This window comes from Nocardia sp. NPDC004718 (assembly GCF_053601535.1).
Map to the genome: position 1 here is coordinate 215,141 of NZ_JBSGCA010000003.1, position 21,115 is coordinate 236,255.

Sequence of the window (21,115 nt, forward strand, 5' to 3'; positions counted from 1 at the left end):
CGCTCGACGATTGGGTAGCGTGCGGGAGTGCGGTTGGGGCTGGTTGCGGGGTTCGGGATCGGTGCCGGGGTGGCGGTGCAGGGGCGGATCAATGGCGCGTTGGGGGCGCGATTGGAGGATGGGATTGCCGCGGCCACGATCAGTTTCGGGGTGGGACTGGTCGTATTGGGGGTGGCGTTCGCGGTGAGCGGGCGGCTGCGGGACGGTGGGCGGCGGGTGCGGCTGGCTCTGGCCGAGGGTCGGCTGCGGCCGTGGCAGTTGCTCGGCGGGCTGTGCGGCGCGTTCTTCGTCGCGTGCCAGGGGCTGACGGTCGCCGCGATCGGCGTCACCGCGTTCACCGTGGCGACCGTCGCGGGGCAGTTGCTCAGCAGCCTGGCCGTCGACCGGCTCGGGCTCGGTCCGAGTGGGCGGACGCCCGTCACCGGGGTGCGTCTCGTGGGTGCGGCGCTCGGGGTGGCGGCGGTGCTGGTCGCCGGATTCGGGCACCACCGCGCCACCGGTGGTCTCTCCGTGCCCGACGCGCTGCGCGGCATGCCGACCGTGTTGTTGATCGCGCTGCCCGCGCTGGCGGGTATCGGCCTGGCCTGGCAGCAAGCGGTGAACGGCAAGGTGGGCGCGGTCGGCGGAGCCATGTCGGCGGCGATGGTCAATTTCTGCGGCGGCCTGGCCGCCCTGCTCGTCATCGAGGCCGTGGTCATCGCGACATCGGGCGGGCCGGCCGCATTCCCGACCGAGCCTTGGCTCTACACCGGTGGTTTCATCGGCGTCGCCTTCATCGCTCTCGCCGCCTTGGCGGTGCGGTGGATCGGCGTGCTGCTGCTCGGGCTCACCTCGGTGGCGGGGCAGTTGCTTGCCTCCCTTGTCCTCGACGTGTTCACCCCGACCAGCGCGGGCTTGTCCGCCACCGCGATCGTCGGCTGTGTGCTGACGTTGGTCGCGGTCGCCATCGCGACTCGCTCGCAGTCCTGAGGACACTCGCCCGACATTCATGTTCGAAGTGCATGAATGTGGGAGGGTGCGCTCATGCTGATCGAATACGGGGTGTGGGTTTCGCGGCTGGGACTGACTGTCGTCTTCGCGCTGTCGGCCTGGGGCAAGCTGACCGATCGCGGCGCGGCGCGGCAGGCGGTGAGCGATTTCGGGGTGCCGCTGCGCTGGGTGCCCGCGGTGGCCTGGGGGTTGCCGATCGCCGAGGCGGCGATCGCGGTCGGTGTGCTGCTTCCGTGGGTTTGCGGCCCGGCGGCGCTGGCGGCGCTGCTGCTGCTCGCCGTGTTCACCGTGGCGATCACGCGCTTGCTGCGGCGCGGTGAGCATCCTTCCTGTTCCTGTTTCGGTGCTGTGAGCGCGGCGCCGATCGGACCGAAGACGCTGGTGCGCAATGCTCTTCTCGCGACGCTCGCCGTGGTTGTCGGCATCGGCGCGCAGACACATCCGCGCGTCCCGATGGGCCTGCCCGCCGACAACGCGGTCGGCTGCGCGGTCGTCGCCGCAGTGGTCGCGGTGCTGGTCTGGTTGACAGGCCAGCTGCGTGTCCTGCGCCGCCGAGTGGACGAGCAGGCGTTGTCCACGCTGGGTGCTGAGGGCTTGCCCGTCGGTGCGGTGGCGCCGGAGTTCGAACTGTTCGGCCCCGAGGGAACGAAGACCACGCTCGAGGATCTCTTGGCCTCGGCGAGGTCGGTGCTGCTGGTCTTCGTGCACCCCGGCTGCGAGCTGTGCGCGGCGCTGGCACGGGAACTGCCCCGCTGGCGTGCGCGAACCGGTGACGCCCTCGCGATCATCGCGGTCGGCAACGGCGATGCCGCCGAGCAGGCCGCGTGGGGAACCGAGCACGGATTGGGCGACATTCCCTCGCTCGTGCAGCAGGGCAACGAGGCGGCCCTGCGTTACCGGGTGCGCGGTACGCCGTCCGCAGTACTGATCGATCCCGAGGGACGTGTCGCCGCGCCGGTGGCCAGAGGGGGCATCGCGATCCGCGAGTTGATCAGCACGGTGCGGGCAGCGCCGCGCAAGCCGGCGCGCGACAAGATCCCGGCCGGGGCCGCGCGTTAGTTTCGGCGCGTACCTCTTTTCTGCCGCCGAGACCGACCCGAACCCGGTTATCTACTGGTTAGCAAATTTCTAGCAAATCTGCGGTGATGCGCCGATAGGATCGAACCGCACCGGTGCGGAATTCGCCATCCAACCAACACGACCCATCGACAAGAGGGGAAGACATGGCGCTCTTCGCATTCACCGACTACTCCGGCAAAGAGTTCATCATCCAGCTGACCAACGAGCAGCGGATCGCGGAAGCACGCCGCATCCTGTCGGGTGACGAGCAGATGTCCGTCCACGTCATGGGGCGGATCCGGAAGATGCCCGCCCCCTACAACCCGGGTTGGGACTTCCATCTGGACCCCGACACCATCACCTTCTTCACCATGGCGATCGAGGTCTGCGACGCCAGCATCATGTACGTGAACGACCACCTGGACGAGGCGTGCGGCGCGTTCCTGCCGGGCTGCTTCTGGTGTCCGTGGTCGTCCAAGCTGACCCGCGAGGTCGCCGACCGGTAATCTGTTGGCAAACGCTTCCGGTCGGCGTGTGAACGCCGGCCGGAAGTCTCGGATTCAGTCCAACTTGCGCGAGCGCAATTCGTGGCCCTTGGACGTCTTGCACCGTCCCGACTCCAGGTCCCACTGCCAGCCGTGCAGGTTGCAGGTCAGCGTGTTGCCTTCGACCACACCGAACTTCGACAGGTCCGCCTTCAGGTGCGGGCACCGCCGCTGCACCTCCCAGCCGCTGAGTTCGGTGGAGGCGGAGTCGTCGTGCGCCTCGGAGAACCAGCCGTCGGCGTAGGCGATCCGCTCGTCGGTGAGGCACTTGAAGAAGGTGTAGAGGAACTCGTTGTATCCGCCGATGCGCCAGGCCTGGAAGCGGGTGGACAGGAAGATGGTGTTCACCCAGTCGGGCTCCCGGTCGCGCAGCACCGTGCGCACCAGCTCCGGCGCGATGCGGAAGCCGTAGCGGTAGCGCCCCTCGCCTTCGATCGGCTCGCGCACCGTGCGCTTGGGGAAGTCCAGCACGACGGTCTCCTCGCCGATCACCAAGCCGACCGGGTAGCCGATGCCGTCGCAGATCACGTCGCTCTGGGCCATGATCGGCTCGAACACTTTGCGCAGCGGCTCCAGCAGCGAGCCATCGCCGCGCTCCCAGGTCGCCTTCTCGGCCTCCAGTACCGGGGCGAGGCGCCGGGCCATCCGTTCGATGTACTCGGCCTTGTTGTCGTAGATCTCGGCGGGGTCGCTCGGGTGGGTCAGGGTCAGCTCGGCGCCGCGCACGTCGGCGACCGAGCCGGGGATCATCAGGATCCCGCCCGCGTTGCCGTGGATCTCCATCTGCTCCAGGAACACCTTCTGGTCGGGGAAGATGTTGCCTTCGTCACCGCGATCGTCGTTGAGGTAGCGCAACTCGTCGTCCAGGAACACCGGCGGACCCGCCGACGGCACCACCCAAGTCGCGCCGACCTGCTCGATGTAGCTGCGGGCCCGGTCCATGCCGCGCTGACGCTTCTGCTTGCCGAAGTTCGACTTGGTGCGGGCCGGGATGTCGTAGACCATCGGGTACCAGATAGCGCCCGAGTACTGCAGCAGGTGGATGTCGACATGGCCGAAGGCGTCCTGCAGCACGTCCATGTCGACCGGGCGGGCGTCGTTCATGTTGAAGCAGGTGGTCTCACCGTCGGAGACCACGAGCCCGGAGTCGCCGATCGGGCCGTCGGCGGGCGCGCGCAGCGCGATGATCATGACGTCCAGGTCCCCGCCGGGGCCGGTCACCGTGTGCTTGACCGAGTCTTCGGTCTCGAAGAACTTGTGGAAGCCCAGCTGCTCGAGCTCCCGGCGCAGATCCGGCACGGGATAGTCCGGCAGCAGCACGGTCGCGTCCTTGTTCACGTGCTCGGCCAGCGTCTTCGCGTCGAAATGGTCGCGGTGCAGGTGCGAGACGTAGAGGAAGTCGCATGCGCCCAGCTCGTCCCAGTCCAGCTGGGTGTTGTCGGGGAACGGGAACCAGGAACCGAAGTACGCGGGGTTCACCCAGGGATCGCAAAGGATCGACCCGGCCGCGGTGCGGATGTGGAATCCGGCGTGTCCGACGCTGGTGATCTGCACTAGCTGCTCCTCCTGCTGTTTACCAGCCAACCAGGGTAGTGGTTACGGCGAGACATCGCCGATGCAGTAGCCGTCCGTCCCGGAGCGCAAGGTGAAGGTGCGGGTCTGCGTCACACCGGAGGAGTTGGTCACCGGTACGAGCACCGCGATGTAGTCGGTGTTCACCTGCTCCGACCGGATCTGCTGGTCGGCGAACTCGGTGGCCCCGGTGAGCACGCCCTGGTTGTTCGCCAGCGGCGCGGGGCTCGGACGCCCGGTGCCCTTGGGGTCCCAGGTCGCCGGGGACGCCTTACAGATCAGAGGGTAGTCGCCTTCTTTGTCGGCGGGGTCGAGCGGAGTGCCGACGAAGCGGGAGAGGTACCGGCGCACGGTGTGCCGGGCGTCGGCGTCGTTGTAGGCGATTTCCGCACCGGCCGTCGCGACACGCGGGCAGGCGTAGCCGGTCTCGATCTCGGCGCGCTGGACGGCGACGGTGGTGGTCGGGCTCTTCCAGACGACGTCGTCCTCGCCCGCCGTGCCGGGCTGGGCCAACGCGGTGAGGACTGCCTGCTGGTCTCCGTACATCTCGGCCACGTTCCTGGGCGCGATGGTCCAGCACTTGTCCTGCATCTCGGCGATGGTGTGCGAGCGCTGGTCGGCCGCCCAGCGCCGCATCGCCGGGGCGGCGGCGGGCACCCCCGCGACCGCGCCGACCGGCGGAGCGTCGGCGGGAACCGGCGGAAGCGCGGAGGTGCTCGGCGGGGACGTGGCCGGGACGGCGGCCGGTGGCGTCGTACGAACGGCCGCCTGCGGCGGCGTCTCCTCCGGAATGCCGACGACGGAGTCGCATCCGGTCAGCGCGATCGCCGCGAGCAAGGCGGAGCCGCAGGCCAGCGCGGCGCGGGTCGCTCGCCCGGCCCGGTTCCGCTCGCGTGCTGCACTGCGGTCGTACTCGCGCGGTACCGATCGGGCGCGTTCCACTTCGACGATCCTCTTCTCTCCGGACGTGCGGTCGGGGCTGCTCATGCGTCCTCGCTCCGGCGCGGCGCGCGGCGGCGCGAACTGCCGATGGGGACGAGCAGCGACTACGCTAGCGGACTTGTGGAACCCGTCTACCGGACGATCATCGGCCTCGCCCGTACCGTCTTCTTCATCGAAGGTCTGAAGTTCACCGTCAAGGGCGATGAACACATTCCCGCCCGCGGTGGCGCCGTGCTGGCGGTGAACCACACCGGCTACATGGACTTCACCTACGCGGGCCTGCCGGTGCGCACCCCGAAGCGCTACGTCCGGTTCATGGCCAAGAAGGAGGTCTTCGACAACAAGATCTCCGGTCCGATCATGCGCGCGCTCAAGCACATCCCCGTCGACCGTTCGGCGGGCGCGGATTCCTACAAGGCCGCTGTGGACTATCTGCGCCGTGGCGAGCTGGTCGGCGTGTACCCCGAGGCGACGATCAGCCGTAGCTTCGAGATCAAGGAATTCAAGTCCGGCGCGGCGCGCATGGCCATCGAGGCGGAGGTGCCGATCATCCCGATCGTCATCTGGGGCGCGCAGCGGGTCTGGACGAAGGGGTTCCCGAAGCGCCTCGGTCGCACCAACACGCCCATCTCGATCGCGGTCGGCGAGCCGATCCAGCCGTTCGAGCCCGCCGCCGAATTGACCGCCGAGCTGCGCTCGACCATGCGGGAGATGCTGCTCGATCTGCAAAAGGACTACGCGCACGAGCCGGGCGCCTACTGGGTGCCCGCCCGTCTGGGCGGCAGCGCTCCTACCCTGGAAGAGGCGGACGCGATGGATGCCGCCGAAGCCGAGGCCAAGGCCGCGCGCAAGAACGCGGCGGGGCAGTAGCGGGAGGTGCGATGGCGCGCGAACCGGTTTACGACATTCTCACCGGCTTGGCCCGCGCCATCTTCTTCGCGCAGGGTCTGCGCCTCGATATCAAGGGCCAAGAGTACATTCCGCGCTCCGGCGGCGCGGTGCTGGCGGTGAATCACACGGCCTATCTGGATTTCATGGAAGTAGGACTGGTCGGGCGCGAGTCCGGCCGCAACGTCCGGTTCATGATGAAGGCCGAACTCGAACACGGCGTCGTCGGCTTTCTCATGAGGCACTGCAAGGCGATCGGCGTCGATCGCACGGCCGGAGCCGAGTCCTACGCCCGCGCGGTGACCGCGTTGCGTGAGGGCGAGTTGGTCGTGGTCTACCCCGAGGCGACGATCAGCCGCAGCTTCGAGCTGAAGGAATTCAAATCCGGTGCGGCTCGGATGGCTGTGGAAGCCGATGTCCCGATCGTCCCGATGATCATCTGGGGCGCGCACCGGATCTGGACCAAGGACATCCCGAAACAGCTGGGCCGCCATAATTTCCCGATCAATATCCGCATCGGCGCACCGATCCCACCGACCGGACCGACCGAGGGATTGACCGCCACGCTGCGCACCCGGATGAGTGAACTCTTGGACCGCGCGCAATGCGACTACCCAATGGTCGAAGGCGCGCGGTGGGTCCCCGTACGACTCGGCGGGACCGCCCCGACCCTCGCGGAGGCAGCTGTGCTGGAGCGCGAGGAAGTGGAGCGGCGGCGGCGCGCGAAGGCGCGGTGACGGCGCTGTATCCGCCACGCTGCCGCGGCCGGTCAGCGGCTCGGCGAGCCGTGCTGGTCTCCGGCCGGTGCGGTCTGGCGGACGGCATCGGCGATGGCGCGGAAGTCCTTGCGCAGGATCGCGCCGTGGTTGCCGGCGACCTTCGCGCTGATCCGGATGTTCGGATTGCGGGCGCACACGCCGTCCAGGCTGGTGCGGATTCGCTCTTGCTCGTCGCCACGGCTTCCGAACGACGTCCCCGAAGCAACCACATACCGCACCGGAACAGTGCTGCGGTCCAGCAGCGGACCCAATTCGCGCGCACGGGAGAGCTTGCCGAGCTCGATGTTGCTCTCGGCCATCTGTTCGGCGGTCATCCGCGGGGTCAGACCGGTCGGGCGCAGCAGTGGCGTGAACCAGCTCAGCCGCTTGAACAGCTTGCGGATCCGCTGCTCCATGGCCTCGTCGAGCCAGTCGTACGGGAACGCGCCGTCGACCAGTACCGCGCCCATGGCACGGTCCGGATTCCGGTCGGCCCAGTGCGCCGCGACGACTGCCCCGTAGGACCAGCCCACCAACAGCGCCGGTGCACGCCTCTGGCCGCCGAGACCGCATCGACGTCCCGGACGGCGGCCTCGAAGGAATAGTCCGCCGACCGCCGCGATTTGCCGCGAGCCCGCTCGTCGAAGGTGATGTGCCGGTAGCCGGGGCCGAGCTCGGCGATGACCCGCCGCCAGTAGCCCTGAGTGGCGAACTGGCCATTGCAGTAGATCACGGGGATACCGGCACCGCCGGTGTCGGTGACCGCCAGGGCGGTATCGTCCACCGGCACCGTGCCGGTCCAGTTCGAAGCGGGGGCCGGGTTGCTGTTCTTCGTCATGGCAACAACTCTCGGCGTCCGGCCTGACACCACCCTGACACCCGCCTGATACGGCCACTGACACCGTGTTCTGCCGCTGAGGCGGTCGTGCTCAGCCCCGATCGCGCGCGTTCTCGACGGCTCTACGGGAGCGGCCGTCGGAACATCCGACTACCGCCCGCCCGCAGGGGCTTCAATACGCTCCGTCACCCCGGGCCACCACACCGAGCGTGCGCGCGATCAGCCGCAGGTCCATCCGCATGGACACGTTCTCCACGTAGGACAGATCGAGCCGCACGGCGTCTTCGAGCGGAAGGTCCGATCGGCCACTGACCTGCCACAAGCCGGTCAGCCCTGGCTTCACGAGCAGGCGTCGGCGCATCATGTGGTCGTAGGTGTCGACTTCCCGCCGGACCTGCGGTCGCGGCCCGACCACGCTCATGTCGCCACGCAGCACGTTGAGGAACTGCGGCAGCTCGTCGAGACTGTACTTGCGCAGGAATCGTCCGACCGGCGTGACCCGGGGATCGCCCTTCAGTTTGAAGAAGACCGGATTTCCACCCTGCTGTGCGATCAAAGCTTCCGCATATCGGTCGGCATCGTCGTGCATACTGCGAAACTTGATCATGCGGAAGGGCAGGCCGTATCGGCCGATGCGTTCGGACAGGTAGAAGACCGGGCCGCGGCTGGTGGTCTTCACCGCGACCGCGATCACGAGGAACACCGGCAGCAGCAGTAGCAGGCACATCGTCGCGAAGACGATGTCGAAGGCCGTTTTGCTGACCGACCGAGCCCGCTCGTACTGCGGTTCGGCGATGTGCATCATCGGCATTCCCGCGACCTGCCGATTGGTGAGGCGGGATATGGCGATGTCGACCGCCCCTGGCGCCAGCATGAACTCGACTCCCAGGGCATCCAGTTCCCAGGCGAGCCTGCGCAACTCGGTCGGGCCGAGATGCCGGGTGGGACCGATGGCGACGGTGTCGGCGTGCGTGTGCAGGACCGCGCGCAGCACGGCGCTGTCGTCACCGACGACCGCGACCGTGCCGCCGGCGAACGCCAGCGGCGCATCCCCTGATTGCCCACCCGGCACGCAGGCGCCGACAACGTTGTACCCGGCACCCGGGTCTGTGGCGAACGCCGCGGATATCGCCGCGGCCGCTTCGGCCGTACCGACCACGAGTACGGCCGAACGATAGCGTCCCCGGCGGCGTGCCCTGGCAAGCTGGTGGCGCCACCACAGTCGTCCACCGACCACCGCGAGTACGCCCGCCGGAAAGGCGATCGCGAGATACCCGCGGGCGAACTTTATTTCGAGTGCCAGCGACGTGAATGCCAGTACGCCGAACAGGTGCATCGTCGCCGACATCAGCCGCCGGAATTCCTCGACACCGCTGCCGACCAGCTGCGGCGCACGGCTGCCCGCACTACCGAGGATCGCGAACCAGCCGATGACCAGCGCGCCCGATACCATCGTGTAACCGACCCGGTACGGCCCTTCCCAGGCCAGCGGCGGAGCGCCGCCCTCATTGAAACGGATCAGCTGCGCACTCCCCACAGCGACGGATACGGCGGCGAAATCGGTGATGGCGAGGCGGCGTACGTACTCCGATCGCCAGGCCTTACGGGTCGAGACGGTAACCGGGGTAACCGCGAGGGATCGTGGGATTTCGGCGGTCCCATGCCATTCCGGGACAGCCTTGGATTTCATCAAGAGACACCCCTCCTGGGGCAACGGTGGAATTGCTACCCGATCCGAGGATCGGCTGTCCCGGCAGCGTCCCGACCGCCTCTACCGAGCGCTTCCTCGGCACTTGATCGGCAAGTGTCACAACATTTCTCGCCGGTCAGAAGGTGTGCGCGAGGGAGCGTGATCGGGATGTTAACTGATGCGAATCCACCCAGCGACCCATTGTGATGCGCATTTGGAATAACACCATGAAGGCGAATATTGAATGTGCCCTATATCACAGTTAGTAACGCGGATGTGTAATCCAGCCGATATTGCCGTCGGTACGCTGAAGGTCGCAACAGGTGCGGTCGGTACCACGAATGACGTTCTCGTCGCGCGCATCTCGTGATACGCCGGGCAGCTTCTGCTTCGTGTGCCGCGACGGGCGTTCCGGCGGGCCGGGGCGTTTCGAGCAAAGGATCGGATCTGTGCGCTGTCGACTCTGTGACTCCGACAGGCTGTCCAGCATTCTGGACCTCGGCGCCACACCGCCGTGCGAATCGTTCCTCACCGCCGATCAACTCGACCTGCCCGAGCCGACCTATCCCTTGCACCTCCGGGTGTGCGCCGACTGCCTGCTACTGCAGATTCCGGCGCTGATCACGCCGAAGGACACCTTCACCGAATACGCCTACTTCTCCTCCTACTCCGACAGCTGGGTCCGGCACGCGGGCGAGTTCGTCGACACCGCGACCGCACGGCTGGGGCTGGGCAGGAACTCGTTCGTGGTAGAGGTCGCCAGCAACGACGGCTACCTATTGCGCCACGTCGTCGACCGCGACATCCGATGCCTGGGCATCGAGCCATCGGCCAACGTCGGAGCAGCGGCTCGCGAGTCGGGCGTGCCCACCGAAACCGCCTTTCTCGACGAGGATTCGGCACGTCTCATACGTGCCGAACACGGACCCGCGGATCTGGTGATCGCCAACAACGTCTACGCCCACATCCCGGATCTGCGCGGGTTCACACGTGCGCTGCGCATCTTGCTGGCGGATGACGGCATGCTGACCATCGAAGTCCACCATGCGCTGAACTTGGTCGAGTTCGGTCAGTTCGACACCATCTACCATGAGCATTTCCAGTACTACACCGTGCTGTCGGCGCAGCGTGCGCTCGCTGTCGCCGGATTGACCGTGGTGGATGTCGATCGGCTGCCGACGCACGGCGGATCGATCCGGTTGTGGGTGCGCCCCGATGCCGCCGCGGAGGCGGTGAGCGACCGGGTGCGGCTGGTGCTCGACCTCGAGCGTGCCGCCGGACTGCACTCGGTGGCCGGCTACACATCGCTGCGGGAGCGTGCCGAGTCGGTGCGGCACGAGTTGCTTCGGTTCCTGCTCGACTGCAGGCACCAGCGCAAGCGCGTCGCCGGATACGGTGCACCGGGCAAGGGCAACACACTGCTCAACTACTGCGGGATCCGACCTGACCTGCTCGAGTACACCGTCGACCGCAACCCCTACAAACACGGCAGATTCACACCGGGAACGCGAATCCCGATCCACCCGCCCGCCCGCCTCGACGCTGATCGCCCGGACGTGATCGTGGTGCTGCCTTGGAATCTCGAGTCCGAGATCACCGCACAGTTGCGGCATGTCGCCGAGTGGGGCGGTCGGCTCGCCTATCCCTTGCCCGAGCTGCACGTGATCGACCCGGCGTTCCCGGCCCGCACCGTGCAGGCCGGAGCCGAGTCGAAAGGAAACCGGCGCTGATGAAAGTCGTCTTGTTCTGCGGTGGCTACGGCATGCGCATGCGCGGAGGCAGCGATGACATGGTGCCCAAGCCGCTGCAACTCGTCGGCCCCCGCCCTTTGCTCTGGCACGTGATGCGGTACTACGCGCACTACGGCCACACCGAATTCATCTTGTGCCTCGGATACGGCGCCGAGCACATCAAGAATTTCTTCCTCACCTACCGGGAGTCGGCGTCCAACGACTTCGTGATCCGCAACGGCCGGGTCGAATTGCTCGGCAGCGATATCGATGACTGGACGATCACGTTGGTCGATACCGGCGTTGAATCGGCCATCGGGGAGCGGCTGCGCCGGGTGCGCGAGCATCTCGGCGACGACGAGCACTTCCTGGCCAACTATGCCGACGTCCTCACCGACGCTCCCCTGGACGAGATGATCACCCAGTTCCACGCTTCGGGGGCGGCGGCATCTCTCATGGTGGTGCCGCCGCAATCGTCGTTCCACTGCGTGGACCTCAGCCCTACCGGCGAGGTCAAGGACATCGTTCCCGTGGCGAATATGCCATTGTGGGAGAACGGCGGCTATTTCGTGCTCGGCAGAGAGATCTTCGACCTGCTGCCACCCGGTGGAGATCTGGTGGAGGACGCCTGCGGAGCCCTCGCCGGCCAGGGCCGGTTGTTCGGCTACCGCCACGACGGATTCTGGAAGCCGGCGGATACATTCAAGGAGCGCGCCGAGCTCGACGCGGCCTACCGCAGCGGACACCGGCCATGGATGGTGTGGGAGCCGTGATCGCGCTGCTTCCCCCGCGGCCCGCCGAGATCGCCCTGCTCGGCGCGCACTGCGATGACATCCCGATCGGCATGGGCGCCACGCTGTTGTCGCTGACCCGCGCCCATCCGGATATGCGGGTGCGCGCGCTGGTCCTCTCCGGTGCGGGCACCGAGCGCGAAGAGGAGGAACGGGCGGCGCTCACCGCCTTCTGTGCGGGACGGACACCGGAGTTGACGGTGCTCGACGTCCCGGACGGACGAGCACCGGCGCACTGGGATCGGATCAAGACGGCCGTAGCGGAGTTTCGCCGGGCGGGTGAACCGGACCTGGTGTTCGCCCCGCAACCGGGCGACGCGCACCAAGATCACCGCACGCTCGCGGAGCTGGTGCCGACCGAGTTCCGCGACCACCTGATCCTCGGCTACGAGATCCTCAAGGCGGAGGTCGACACACCGGCGCCGACCGTGTTCCACCCGGTCGACGCGGAGCTGGTCCAGCGGAAATCGCAACTGCTGCACCGGTATTACCCGTCCCAGACCGGTCGCGACTGGTTCGACGAAACCGCGTTCCTGGCGCTCGCGCGGATCCGCGGCGTGCAGTGCCGCACCGAGTACGCCGAAGCCTTCGTGGTGGACAAAGCCGTCATTCGATGGGAGAAGCAGTGACAACGATGCGAGTCCTGGTCACCGGGCATCAGGGATACCTCGGCACCGTCATGGTCCCGATACTGCGGGCCGCCGGGCACGAGGTCATCGGGCTCGACACCGGCTGGTTCGCCGACTGCCTGCTCGGCGAGTTCTCCGGCGACCCGGTGGGTCTGCGCCTCGATCTGCGATCGGTGGGGATCGAAGACCTTCGCGGCATCGATGCGGTCGTCCATCTCGCCGCGCTGTCCAATGATCCTTTGGGCGCGCTCGCGCCGGAAGTCACCCACGAGATCAACCATCGCGCCTCGGTGCGTCTGGCTCGGCTCGCGAAAGAAGCCGGTGTGTCACGGTTCCTGTACGCCTCCACCTGCTCGGTGTACGGGGCCGCCGGAGACGAGCTGGTGACCGAGTCGGCGCCGCTGCGGCCGATCACCCCGTACGCCGAGTCGAAGGTGCGGGTCGAAGACGACGTCGCGGCGCTGGCCGACGACCACTTCGTTCCGGTTTTCCTGCGCAACGCGACCGCGTTCGGATTCTCGCCTCGCCCCCGCGCTGACATCGTGCTCAACAATCTCGTCGGTCACGCCGTCCTCACCGGTGTGGTCAAGGTGCTCTCCGACGGCACGCCCTGGCGGCCGCTGGTCCACGCCCGCGACATCGCGGCAGCTTTCGAACGCTGCCTCACCGCACCGGCATCGGCCGTCGCCGGCCGGGCGTTCAACATCGGGACCGAGCGAAACAACCTCACCGTTGCCGAGATCGCCGAGTCGGTGGTGGCCACCGTGCCGGGGTCGCGGCTGCTGGTCACCGGTGAGACCGGGGCCGACCCACGCTCCTACCGGGTCGACTTCTCCGCCGCTCGTACGGTGCTCGGGTTCGAGGCGCAGTGGTCGGTGCCCGACGGCGCCGCCGAACTCTACCGTGAGTACACCGAACGTGGCCTCACCCGGGACGCCTTTTTCCAGCGATTCACGCGACTCACGTGGCTCCAGCGGCTGCGCGCGTCCGGCGCACTGGACCCGCGGCTGCGTGCGGTCACCGCGCCGGCGACAGGGTAGTCCGCAGATGGTCCCATCGTCCGGCGTTCGCGTCGCGATCCGACACCACCGTCACCGGCAGCGGCCACGCGATCGCCAAGTCCGGATCGTCGAAGGCGACGCTGAGATCTTCGGCAGGATCGTGTGGCCGATCGATGCGGTAGCACACGTCGGCGGTGTCGGTGAGTGCTTGGAATCCGTGCAGGAATCCCGCGGGCACGTAGAGGTGCCGGAACTCCTCGTCGTCGAGCCGGAACGCCTGCGTCCGGCCGAACGTCGGCGACGACGGCCGGATATCGACCAGCACGTCGTGCACCGCGCCGTGTGCGCAGCGGACCAGCTTGGCCTCGCCGCGCCCGGATCGGCCGTGCATGCCGCGCACCACCCCCCGGCGCGACCGGGACTGCGAGTCCTGCGCAAAACTGGCGGAAAATCCCGGAATCCCGAGGTGGGAGTCGAATTCGGCGGCATCGAAGGTCCGGGTGAAAAGGCCCCGGTCGTCCCGGACGGGCGTTGGGACCAGCACCACCACGTCGACCAGGTCGGTCTGCTCGATACGCACACCGACATCGTGTCATGACCGGCCGCTGCCGCGCCTGCTCCGGCGCCGTTCTGCACACCGTCCTGGACCTCGGGACGGTGCCAGCAGCTGATGATTTCCCGCCAGCGGCACGGCCGGTGACGCCGGCGGAGACCAGGCATCCCCTGCGGATGGTGCGGTGTGCGCGATGCGAGCTGGCACAGCTCGCCGAAGACGACACCGTGGCGTCCGAACCCCGTGGAGTGGAGCCGCAGGCCCTCCGTGATCAGGCCGCTGCCGCGATCGCGCGGGTCGACGCGGCCGGCCTGCTGCGCGGCAACACGGTCATCGAATTCGGCAGTCCGCACGGCGGTTCGTGGCTGCCGCTGCTGGCCGAGCGTGGTTGCGCGGAAGCCGACGCGGCACGGGCGGACCTGGTTCTGGACTGTTTCGGCATCATGCACGAACCCGACCAGCGGGCCGCCTTCGCCGCCCGCGCCGCGGCCGTCGCCCAGGACGGGTTGTTGCTGTTGCAGTACCACTCGCTCGCCGCCATCGTGGCACAGCGGCAGTGGAACGCGTTGCGCCACGGGCATTTCGCGTACTACTCCCTGCATGCGCTGAGCCTGGCGCTCACCGACGCGGGCATGGGCGTGACCACCGCGTGGGAGTTCGATCTCTACGGCGGGACGGTGCTGGTGGCAGCTCGGCGCGGCCCCGCCACGCCCGACCACACCGTGCGCGAGATCCTGTCCCGCGAACGAGAGCTCATCACCTCGGAATCGCTGCGCCGGCTACAGCGGATCGTGGACGATCACGTCCGCGCGCTGCGGAACTGGCTGGTCGATGCGGCCGCAGCCGGGCAGCGGGTCTACGCCTACGGGGCCGCGTCCCGGGCGGTTGCCCTGCTGTCGCTGGCTGATGCGCACCAGGGGCTCGTCGCCGGCGTCGCCGACGTCGCGCCCGCCAAGCAAGGATGCCGAATGCCCGGCACCGACATCCCGATCATCAGCCCACGGGAGCTGATCGCGGCAGCACCCGACCGGGTGCTGTTGACGCTGCCCGACCTGCTCGGTGAAGTGTCGTCCGGACTTCCGGAACTCGACGGGCGCTGGTTCCTCGACGATCCCCGCGGACCCAGAAAAGGAGGTGTGGACGACGGAACCCCATCCTTCGACCCCATCCCGACAGCCACACCCCCCGGCCAGCAGTTCACGAGCGAAGGACAGCCGTACCGATGAACACCACCCCTCGGATGCGCCGACACCGGCTGCACTGGCCGGCTTACTCGGTCGCACCGGCCACGGCGCTGATGATCGTGGCTGTCCTGCCGGTGTGCGGCGGCACCGCCGCTGTCTACGGCGCGAACTCGACGGTGTGATCGACGGTGGACGCTACCCGACAGAAGCAACCGCGATCGTGCTCAGCGGCCGACCGTGGCCCGCGCGCGCACCCGCAGCCGCGTACCCAACGCCCGGACCAGGCGCAGATCACCGGCCAGCACGTCGGCCGGACGCACGAGATCCGGGTGATCGGTGCCCAGGCGATGATGGAATCGCAGCTGCTCGGTGAGCTTGCTACGGGTCGAGGTGCGACTGCACAGGTTGAACGAGGAGTTCCGCCACGCGGCGACGATGTCGCCGAGCCCGACGAAAGCGCCGCGGCTGCCGACGCGGGCGAACAGGTCCACATCCATCGGAAACACCAGGTCGCCGCGCAGTCCGCCGACGGCGTCGTAGTCGGTACGCCGGAACATGGCGGCCGCCGTGGGGCCGAAGTCGGCCGGTCCGCGACGCACGATCATCCGGGCCAGATGGCGGCTGCCGTGCCTACCGACCAGCTGCGGCAGCCCCAGCCCCGTCTCGAGCATGTCGCCGGCCTCGTCGATCACGTCGAACCTGCCCGCGCACAACGCGATCGCGTCGTCGTCGAACTCCGCCGACTGCGCGGTGAGGGCGCCGGGGCGCAGGATGTCGTCGGCGCAGACCACCTTCACGAGGTCCCCGGTGGATTCCCGGATCGCCCGGTCCCAATTGGCGCCGATCGGCAGTACCCGATCGTTGCGCAGCACACGCACGCGCGGATCGCGCCGCGCCCGCGCGATGTCACCGGTGCGGTCGGTGCTCGCGTTGTCGAGGATCACGACTTCGAAATCGAGATCTTGGGCCAGCACCGAGTCCAGGGTCGCGGAAAGAGTTCGTTCCGCGTTGTAGGCCGGCACGCACACCGACAGTTTCCGCATCCCAAGCCGCCCCTTTGTCAGAATCGCGATCGGACATTGCCTCGTAATTGCCGAAACTATGCCACATTTCACCGCGAGTTGGCATCTGCGTTCGGAATTCCCAGTGCTGGATATCGGTTACCGCACCTCTGCACGACCAGGATGAATCCGGTGTGCAGCCTTATACTTTCCGGCCGTGAACGAGTTCGGCAGACGACTTCACGGTGCGGCGAACGGGACGAAGGGATCGGGTCATGACGAGTGCGTCCGGCGCGGTGAAGGTGCACATGACCGGATCGGAATGGTTCGGCGCCGCGCCCGGCGGCCTGGGCCGATATTTCACGGACTTGCACGGCGCTTTATCGGATGTCCCAGGGATTTCGATGTCGGCCGCGGCATTCGGCCTGCCCGACCGGACGCATGCCGGAGCCCGATCCTGGGGGCCGGTCGGCGGGTCGACCCTGCGCCGCGCCCGCACCGCGTTCTGCGCTCGCGACGCATTGGACCCCGGCACGGTCGTGGATCGCCACTTCTGCCTCTACGGCCCGGCCGCCCGGGACCGGCGTGGTCGCCGGCTACCACTCGTCGTGCATTTCCACGGCCCGTGGGCAGCGGAAAGTCGAATGCACGGACAGCATCCCGTCGCAGCCTTCGCCAAATACCACATCGAACGTATGCGATACGTTTGCGCGGATCGTTTCGTTGTGCTCTCGGAACACTTCCGCAACGTGCTGTGCGACGATTACCGCATCGCGCCCGATCGTATCGAGGTGATCGCGCCCGGGGTCGATCTCACACGGTTCCGCCCCGCCCCGGTCCCCGCGTCTGCGCCGGTCGTGCTCTGTGTGCGTCGGCTGGAGCGCCGGATGGGGATCGATGTGTTGCTGCGCGCCTGGCCCGCGGTGCTCGCCGAACACCCGGAGGCTCGTCTGGTCATCGTCGGAGCCGGCAGCGCCGAGGCGGATCTCCGGCGCGGAGCCACCGAGGGTGGGCTCGACGGCAGCGTCGAGTTCACCGGCCGGATTCCCGACCATGAGCTGGCCGCCCGCTACATCTCCGCCGCACTCACGGTGGTGCCGACCATAGCCCTGGAGGGATTCGGCCTGATCGCCCTCGAGTCGCTCGCCGCGGGACGGGCGCCGGTGGTCACCCGGTGCGGTGGTTTGCCCGACGCCGTGCAGGGCCTGGATCCGTCGCTGATCGTGCCGCCCGGCGACCCCACCGCGCTCGCGGCTCGGATCAGCGCGGCGATCGCGGGCGGTCGGCCCACACCGGCGCAATGCCGCGCCCACGCGGAGACTTTCAGCTGGGATGCCGCCGCCCGGCGGCATGCGGCGCTGTACCGGGAGCTCGCATGAGCGGACCCGCCGTCTTCCTCGGCCACACCGCCGCGCCCTCCGGGGCCGAATTGGCCACCCTGCGGCTGTTGCGCGCGCTGCGGACGCAGGGCACCGAAGTGGCGCTGGTGTGCACCGAGGACGGCCCGGTGCTGGCCCGCGCCCGCGAGGCGGGGATCGAGACTCGTGTCGTGACAGGCCGATTCGACAGCCGGGCGATGACCACAGGATCCGGCCCGTTGCGGCTGATCACCGGGTTTCTCGCGCTGCTGCGGCTGGGCTGGACGGTCGGCGGAGCGGTCCGCGAGCTGCGCGCTCGGGTATTGGTCGCGGAGAGCAGCAAAGCGCTCGTGCTGGGGGCGGTCGCGGCCCGCCGCGCGCGAGTGCCGCTCGTCTGGCAGGTCCACGACCGGGTGTCCCGGGACTACTTCGGCTTGCTCCCGGCCACCACGATCCGGCTGCTGGCCGCCCTGGTCTGCCGGGGAGTGCTCGCCAATAGTCACGGCACCCGTGCCACGCTGCCCGCGCGTGTCCCGGCGGCCGTCGCCTATCCGGGCGTCGCCCTGCCTGCCGCACCGCCGTCGCCGCGCGGCCGCGCGGCCGCCGAGGCGGTCGTGGTCGTCGTGGGACGGCTGAGCCCTTGGAAGGGTCAGGACGTCTTCCTGCGAGCCCTGGCGGCGGTACCGACCCGGCCGTCCGCGGTGTACCTCGTCGGCGGGACGTTCTTCGATGAACAGCCGTTCCGGCAGTACCTGGAACGACTCGCCGACGAACTCGGTCTGGCCGTGACCTTCACCGGTCACGTCGACGACCCCGACCGGTACCTCGCCGAGGCCGACGTGCTCGTGCACTGCTCGGTACTGCCCGAGCCGTTCGGGCAGGTGGTCGTGGAAGGTATGGCCGCGGGCTGCGCGGTGATCGCGACGGTGCCCGGCGGCCCGGCCGAGATCATCGACGACGGGCGTACCGGCCGATTGGTGCCTGCCGGTGACGAAGCCGCCCTCACCACGGCTCTCACCGAACTGCTCGGCGATCCAGCCGCACGCGCCCGGATCGCCGCCGCGGGCGCCGACCGCGCGCGCGACTTCGACATCCGCGCCACGGCACATGTGGTCACCCGTTTTCTCGACGAGGTGGCGCCGCCGTGACCGAACCCGATTACCTGGCCACGCTCACCACCGACGTCTTCCCCCGGGTCGAACTGCCCCCGCGCCCCAGCGGGGTGCACCGGCGCGCCGACGGGGCGCGCGGGCCAGGAGGTGGTGGCGCGCACAGCAAGCCGAGCCGGTTCGAGGTGCTCGGCGACATCGCCTTGGTGAGTTTCGGCAGATACGGTCAGTACATCGTCACGGTCGTGACCGTGCCGTTGATCGCCCGGGTGCTCGGCGCCAACGGCCTCGGCCTGCTCGCCATCGGCATGTCGGCCTACTTCATCGGCTCGCTCGTCGTGGATCTGGGAGTCACGCAGTTCCTGTCCGCCCGCGTGCCGGAGATCAACGCGCGCAAGGACACCCGCTTGCGGGAGATCAACCAGCTGCGCGGCGACTATCTGGCCATCCGGCTCACCACGGCGACGCTGTTCGGTGTCGCGCTCGCCGTAGCCTCCGCCGTGCGCGTGCCGGAAGCAGCGCAGATGGTGCTGCTCGGGCTGTTCGTCGGTGGCTTCTGGTCCCTGTCGGAGGACTGGCTGCTGATCGGTGAGGGACGATTCGGCACCTCCACCGCGTATCAGACCATCGGCCGGCTGTGCTATCTCGGGCTGCTGGTCGGTTTGCTTCCCCAGGTGCCGAACTCGCACATCGCCCTGCTGTGCTTACTGCTGTCCTCCGTGCCGACGGTGGCGTTGACATGGTGGGACGCCTGGCGCCGGTACGGGTCGCCGACCCGTCCTCGCTACTACGGGGTCGTGCTGCGCCGCAGCGTGCCGGTGTTCGTCTCCCGATTGCTGGTCACCGGCTACGGTCAGGGCGCGGCGACGCTGTACTCGACCGTGCTCGACGCCGTCTCGCTGGGGCTGTACTCGGCGGGCGACCGCCTCGTGCGCGCGGTCCAATCACTGCTCGACGCCATCGGCTTCGCGCTGCTGCCACGGATGGCCCGGCGCGGCGACGATCGCGGGTTCTGGCGGCACAGTCTCCAGGCGCTGGCCGTGACGGTCGCCGTCGCCGCGCTCGCTTCGGTCGGCATCTGGCTGGCCGCGCCACTGCTCATCCGGCTGGTCTTCGGTACCGAGTTCGCCGCGTCCACCGGCCTGTTGCGGATCGAGGTGCTGATCCTGCCCGCCACGACGGTCACCTCCTTCATCACCACGGCCATCCTGCCGGTGCGCCAGGACACCACCGGCGTCCTGATCGGCGCGCTGCTGGGGACTCTGGTCGCCGCAGGCGCACTCGTGCTCACCGTGCGGACCCGCTCGGTGCACACCCTGGTCTACGGCCTGCTGGTGGCCGAAATCACCGTCGCCAGCTGGCATCTGCTGCGGGTGCGCTTCCTGACGCGCCGCGACCGGGCCGAAGCCGACACCGTGCCCCTGCCGATCGTGCCCCGGAAGGAAATCCGACCATGAGAATCCTGTTCGTCGGCGACGACTGGCTCGGCAGCAACGCGCGTTCGCTGGCCGACGGCTTTCGTCAGGCCGGCCACGACGTGCTCGTGGTCGACTCCACACCGGTGACCCTTCCGGCCAGGCTGTCGCCGCCGTGGGTGTACGCGAAGGCGACCGGTCGACGCGACCGGCGCACGGTCGAACGGGTACACGCCCGGATCGAACGAAACGCTGCCACATTCCGGCCCGAAATGCTGTTCGTGTTCAAGGGGATCCATCTGGACCAGCAGCGACTGCTCGACATCCCCGCCGCATTGCATGTGCACTACAGCCCCGACGACGTGTCCAATCCCGAGAACCTGACCGATGCCTACCTGGCCGCCGAACCCGGCTGGGACCTCATCGTCACCACCAAACAGCACAACGTGCCGGAGTTGCTGGCGCGTGGCGTCCGTGCCGCGGGCTTCGTGCTCAGCGCTTACGACCCGGCCTGGCATCATCCGGCGGCGCGCCGAGGCACGGGTGATCATCTGGTCGGTTTCATCGGAGTGTGCCGACCCGAACGACGCGCCGAACTGGTCTCGCTGGCACGCCGTTACGGACCGCGCCTGCTGGTCCGCGGCCCCGGCTGGCGCCGCGTTCCTGAGTTGCGCGCCACTCGCGCCGTCGTCGGCGGCGCGGTGTACGGTCCGGAATACTCCGCGGCGGTCGCCGAGGTGACAGCCAATCTGGTGCTGCTCAACTCCGGCAACCGCGACACCCACACCTGCCGTACCTTCGAGGTGCCCGCGGCCGGTGGATTGTTCGTCGGTGAACGCACCGGCGAACATGCCGAGCTGTTGCGCGACACCGTCGAGTGCTTCCTGTTCGACGGCACCGACGAACTGGTCTCGATTCTCGATTGGGTGGCCGCCCACCCGGAGCGGGCGGCCGAGGTCGCGGCGGCCGGGCACCGGCGGATCACCGCCGCGGGGCATCGTTACGTGGATCGTGCCCGGCAGATCGTCGGCCTCGCCGCGGAGGTCGGGAACTGAACGCCTA

The 21,115-nt window shown here is 68.4% G+C and carries 21 protein-coding genes; 15 read left to right on the forward strand and 6 right to left on the reverse strand.

Features of this window, described 5'->3' with window-relative positions; genetic code table 11:
• Nucleotides 1–27 precede the first annotated feature (27 nt).
• The 3 genes from ACWEH3_RS04335 (at nt 28) to ACWEH3_RS04345 (ending at nt 2,555) form a co-directional block, all read left to right on the forward strand.
• Nucleotides 28–969 carry a DMT family transporter gene (locus ACWEH3_RS04335; protein ID WP_450016795.1) on the forward strand — a complete coding sequence of 314 codons (942 nt, stop codon included), beginning with the start codon at nt 28–30 and terminating at the stop codon, nt 967–969.
• A gap of 54 nt (nt 970–1,023) precedes the next feature.
• Nucleotides 1,024–2,049, forward strand: coding sequence for a MauE/DoxX family redox-associated membrane protein (locus ACWEH3_RS04340; RefSeq protein WP_450016797.1), 1,026 nt, complete (start codon nt 1,024–1,026; stop codon nt 2,047–2,049).
• A 164-nt stretch (nt 2,050–2,213) separates the two neighbouring features.
• Nucleotides 2,214–2,555: a BP74-related protein gene (locus ACWEH3_RS04345; RefSeq protein WP_039794242.1), complete on the forward strand. Its 342-nt coding sequence runs from the start codon at nt 2,214–2,216 to the stop codon at nt 2,553–2,555.
• Between the two features lie 54 nt (nt 2,556–2,609).
• Here ACWEH3_RS04345 and ACWEH3_RS04350 read toward each other — a convergent pair whose 3' ends face one another.
• Nucleotides 2,610–4,148: a Rieske 2Fe-2S domain-containing protein gene (locus tag ACWEH3_RS04350; protein ID WP_450016799.1), complete on the reverse strand. Its 1,539-nt coding sequence runs from the start codon at nt 4,146–4,148 to the stop codon at nt 2,610–2,612.
• Between the two features lie 42 nt (nt 4,149–4,190).
• Nucleotides 4,191–5,153 (reverse strand): hypothetical protein, encoded by a 963-nt coding sequence (locus ACWEH3_RS04355; RefSeq protein WP_450016801.1) that lies wholly within the window; start codon nt 5,151–5,153, stop codon nt 4,191–4,193.
• Between the two features lie 75 nt (nt 5,154–5,228).
• On the opposite strand from ACWEH3_RS04355, the gene ACWEH3_RS04360 reads away from it, so the two are divergent.
• A complete protein-coding gene (locus ACWEH3_RS04360; RefSeq protein ID WP_450016803.1) occupies nt 5,229–5,978 on the forward strand; it encodes a lysophospholipid acyltransferase family protein in 750 nt (249 codons plus the stop codon).
• Between the two features lie 11 nt (nt 5,979–5,989).
• Nucleotides 5,990–6,733 carry a lysophospholipid acyltransferase family protein gene (locus ACWEH3_RS04365; RefSeq protein WP_450016805.1) on the forward strand — a complete coding sequence of 248 codons (744 nt, stop codon included), beginning with the start codon at nt 5,990–5,992 and terminating at the stop codon, nt 6,731–6,733.
• A 32-nt stretch (nt 6,734–6,765) separates the two neighbouring features.
• Here the strand turns inward: ACWEH3_RS04365 and ACWEH3_RS04370 are convergent, their stop codons facing one another.
• Both ACWEH3_RS04370 and ACWEH3_RS04375 read right to left on the reverse strand, forming a co-directional pair.
• The gene (locus ACWEH3_RS04370) at nt 6,766–7,656 is read right to left on the reverse strand and encodes an alpha/beta fold hydrolase (RefSeq protein ID WP_450016807.1); all 891 of its coding nucleotides are present in this window, start codon (nt 7,654–7,656) and stop codon (nt 6,766–6,768) included.
• 108 nt (nt 7,657–7,764) lie between these two features.
• Nucleotides 7,765–9,282 carry a sugar transferase gene (locus tag ACWEH3_RS04375; protein WP_450016809.1) on the reverse strand — a complete coding sequence of 506 codons (1,518 nt, stop codon included), beginning with the start codon at nt 9,280–9,282 and terminating at the stop codon, nt 7,765–7,767.
• Nucleotides 9,283–9,731: 449 nt separating this feature from the next.
• Here ACWEH3_RS04375 and ACWEH3_RS04380 point away from each other — a divergent pair, with 449 nt between their 5' ends.
• The 4 genes from ACWEH3_RS04380 to ACWEH3_RS04395 are packed head-to-tail and all read left to right on the forward strand — an operon-like array spanning nt 9,732 to nt 13,472.
• Nucleotides 9,732–11,012: a methyltransferase domain-containing protein gene (locus tag ACWEH3_RS04380; RefSeq protein WP_450016811.1), complete on the forward strand. Its 1,281-nt coding sequence runs from the start codon at nt 9,732–9,734 to the stop codon at nt 11,010–11,012.
• Nucleotides 11,012–11,785: a glycosyltransferase family protein gene (locus ACWEH3_RS04385; RefSeq protein ID WP_355073250.1), complete on the forward strand. Its 774-nt coding sequence runs from the start codon at nt 11,012–11,014 to the stop codon at nt 11,783–11,785. The genes ACWEH3_RS04380 and ACWEH3_RS04385 overlap by 1 nt, the downstream gene beginning before the upstream one ends.
• The gene (locus ACWEH3_RS04390) at nt 11,764–12,432 is read left to right on the forward strand and encodes a PIG-L deacetylase family protein (protein WP_450016813.1); all 669 of its coding nucleotides are present in this window, start codon (nt 11,764–11,766) and stop codon (nt 12,430–12,432) included. Before ACWEH3_RS04385 ends, ACWEH3_RS04390 begins: the two co-directional genes overlap by 22 nt.
• 5 nt (nt 12,433–12,437) lie before the next feature.
• Nucleotides 12,438–13,472, forward strand: a complete 1,035-nt coding sequence (locus tag ACWEH3_RS04395) for an NAD-dependent epimerase/dehydratase family protein (RefSeq protein WP_450016928.1) — start codon at nt 12,438–12,440, stop codon at nt 13,470–13,472.
• Here ACWEH3_RS04395 and ACWEH3_RS04400 read toward each other — a convergent pair.
• A complete protein-coding gene (locus ACWEH3_RS04400; RefSeq protein WP_450016815.1) occupies nt 13,450–14,013 on the reverse strand; it encodes a dTDP-4-dehydrorhamnose 3,5-epimerase family protein in 564 nt (187 codons plus the stop codon). The two genes, ACWEH3_RS04395 and ACWEH3_RS04400, sit on opposite strands and share 23 nt — an antisense overlap.
• Before the next feature lie 14 nt (nt 14,014–14,027).
• On the opposite strand from ACWEH3_RS04400, the gene ACWEH3_RS04405 reads away from it, so the two are divergent.
• Both ACWEH3_RS04405 and ACWEH3_RS04410 read left to right on the forward strand, forming a co-directional pair.
• On the forward strand, nt 14,028–15,212 hold the full coding sequence (locus tag ACWEH3_RS04405) for a class I SAM-dependent methyltransferase (RefSeq protein WP_450016817.1): 1,185 nt from the start codon (nt 14,028–14,030) through the stop codon (nt 15,210–15,212).
• Entirely contained in the window at nt 15,209–15,352 is a 144-nt protein-coding gene (locus tag ACWEH3_RS04410; protein WP_450016819.1) for a hypothetical protein, read from the forward strand. Before ACWEH3_RS04405 ends, ACWEH3_RS04410 begins: the two co-directional genes overlap by 4 nt.
• Before the next feature lie 42 nt (nt 15,353–15,394).
• Here ACWEH3_RS04410 and ACWEH3_RS04415 read toward each other — a convergent pair whose 3' ends face one another.
• Nucleotides 15,395–16,213, reverse strand: a complete 819-nt coding sequence (locus ACWEH3_RS04415) for a glycosyltransferase family 2 protein (RefSeq protein WP_450016821.1) — start codon at nt 16,211–16,213, stop codon at nt 15,395–15,397.
• Between the two features lie 260 nt (nt 16,214–16,473).
• On the opposite strand from ACWEH3_RS04415, the gene ACWEH3_RS04420 reads away from it, so the two are divergent.
• The 4 genes from ACWEH3_RS04420 to ACWEH3_RS04435 all read left to right on the forward strand — a co-directional run bounded on the left by ACWEH3_RS04420 (nt 16,474) and on the right by ACWEH3_RS04435 (nt 21,108).
• A complete protein-coding gene (locus ACWEH3_RS04420) occupies nt 16,474–17,550 on the forward strand; it encodes a glycosyltransferase family 4 protein (RefSeq protein WP_450016930.1) in 1,077 nt (358 codons plus the stop codon).
• Nucleotides 17,547–18,677, forward strand: coding sequence for a glycosyltransferase family 4 protein (locus tag ACWEH3_RS04425; protein ID WP_450016823.1), 1,131 nt, complete (start codon nt 17,547–17,549; stop codon nt 18,675–18,677). The genes ACWEH3_RS04420 and ACWEH3_RS04425 overlap by 4 nt, the downstream gene beginning before the upstream one ends.
• A gap of 146 nt (nt 18,678–18,823) precedes the next feature.
• Nucleotides 18,824–20,095: a lipopolysaccharide biosynthesis protein gene (locus tag ACWEH3_RS04430; RefSeq protein ID WP_450016932.1), complete on the forward strand. Its 1,272-nt coding sequence runs from the start codon at nt 18,824–18,826 to the stop codon at nt 20,093–20,095.
• Nucleotides 20,092–21,108, forward strand: coding sequence for a CgeB family protein (locus ACWEH3_RS04435; RefSeq protein WP_450016825.1), 1,017 nt, complete (start codon nt 20,092–20,094; stop codon nt 21,106–21,108). The genes ACWEH3_RS04430 and ACWEH3_RS04435 overlap by 4 nt, the downstream gene beginning before the upstream one ends.
• Nucleotides 21,109–21,115 lie beyond the last annotated feature (7 nt).

Excerpts from the sequence above, each read along its gene's own strand:
- ACWEH3_RS04355 (WP_450016801.1), bottom strand. The coding sequence starts at position 5,153 with ATGAGCAGCCCCGACCGCACGTCCGGAGAGAAGAGGATCGTCGAAGTG.
- ACWEH3_RS04365 (WP_450016805.1), top strand. The coding sequence starts at position 5,990 with ATGGCGCGCGAACCGGTTTACGACATTCTCACCGGCTTGGCCCGCGCC.
- ACWEH3_RS04395 (WP_450016928.1), top strand. The coding sequence starts at position 12,438 with ATGCGAGTCCTGGTCACCGGGCATCAGGGATACCTCGGCACCGTCATG.
- ACWEH3_RS04415 (WP_450016821.1), bottom strand. The coding sequence starts at position 16,213 with ATGCGGAAACTGTCGGTGTGCGTGCCGGCCTACAACGCGGAACGAACT.
- ACWEH3_RS04405 (WP_450016817.1), top strand. The coding sequence starts at position 14,028 with ATGACCGGCCGCTGCCGCGCCTGCTCCGGCGCCGTTCTGCACACCGTC.
- ACWEH3_RS04345 (WP_039794242.1), top strand. The coding sequence starts at position 2,214 with ATGGCGCTCTTCGCATTCACCGACTACTCCGGCAAAGAGTTCATCATC.
- ACWEH3_RS04425 (WP_450016823.1), top strand. The coding sequence starts at position 17,547 with ATGAGCGGACCCGCCGTCTTCCTCGGCCACACCGCCGCGCCCTCCGGG.
- ACWEH3_RS04340 (WP_450016797.1), top strand. The coding sequence starts at position 1,024 with ATGCTGATCGAATACGGGGTGTGGGTTTCGCGGCTGGGACTGACTGTC.
- ACWEH3_RS04390 (WP_450016813.1), top strand. The coding sequence starts at position 11,764 with ATGGATGGTGTGGGAGCCGTGATCGCGCTGCTTCCCCCGCGGCCCGCC.
- ACWEH3_RS04385 (WP_355073250.1), top strand. The coding sequence starts at position 11,012 with ATGAAAGTCGTCTTGTTCTGCGGTGGCTACGGCATGCGCATGCGCGGA.
- ACWEH3_RS04410 (WP_450016819.1), top strand. The coding sequence starts at position 15,209 with ATGAACACCACCCCTCGGATGCGCCGACACCGGCTGCACTGGCCGGCT.
- ACWEH3_RS04435 (WP_450016825.1), top strand. The coding sequence starts at position 20,092 with ATGAGAATCCTGTTCGTCGGCGACGACTGGCTCGGCAGCAACGCGCGT.
- ACWEH3_RS04375 (WP_450016809.1), bottom strand. The coding sequence starts at position 9,282 with ATGAAATCCAAGGCTGTCCCGGAATGGCATGGGACCGCCGAAATCCCA.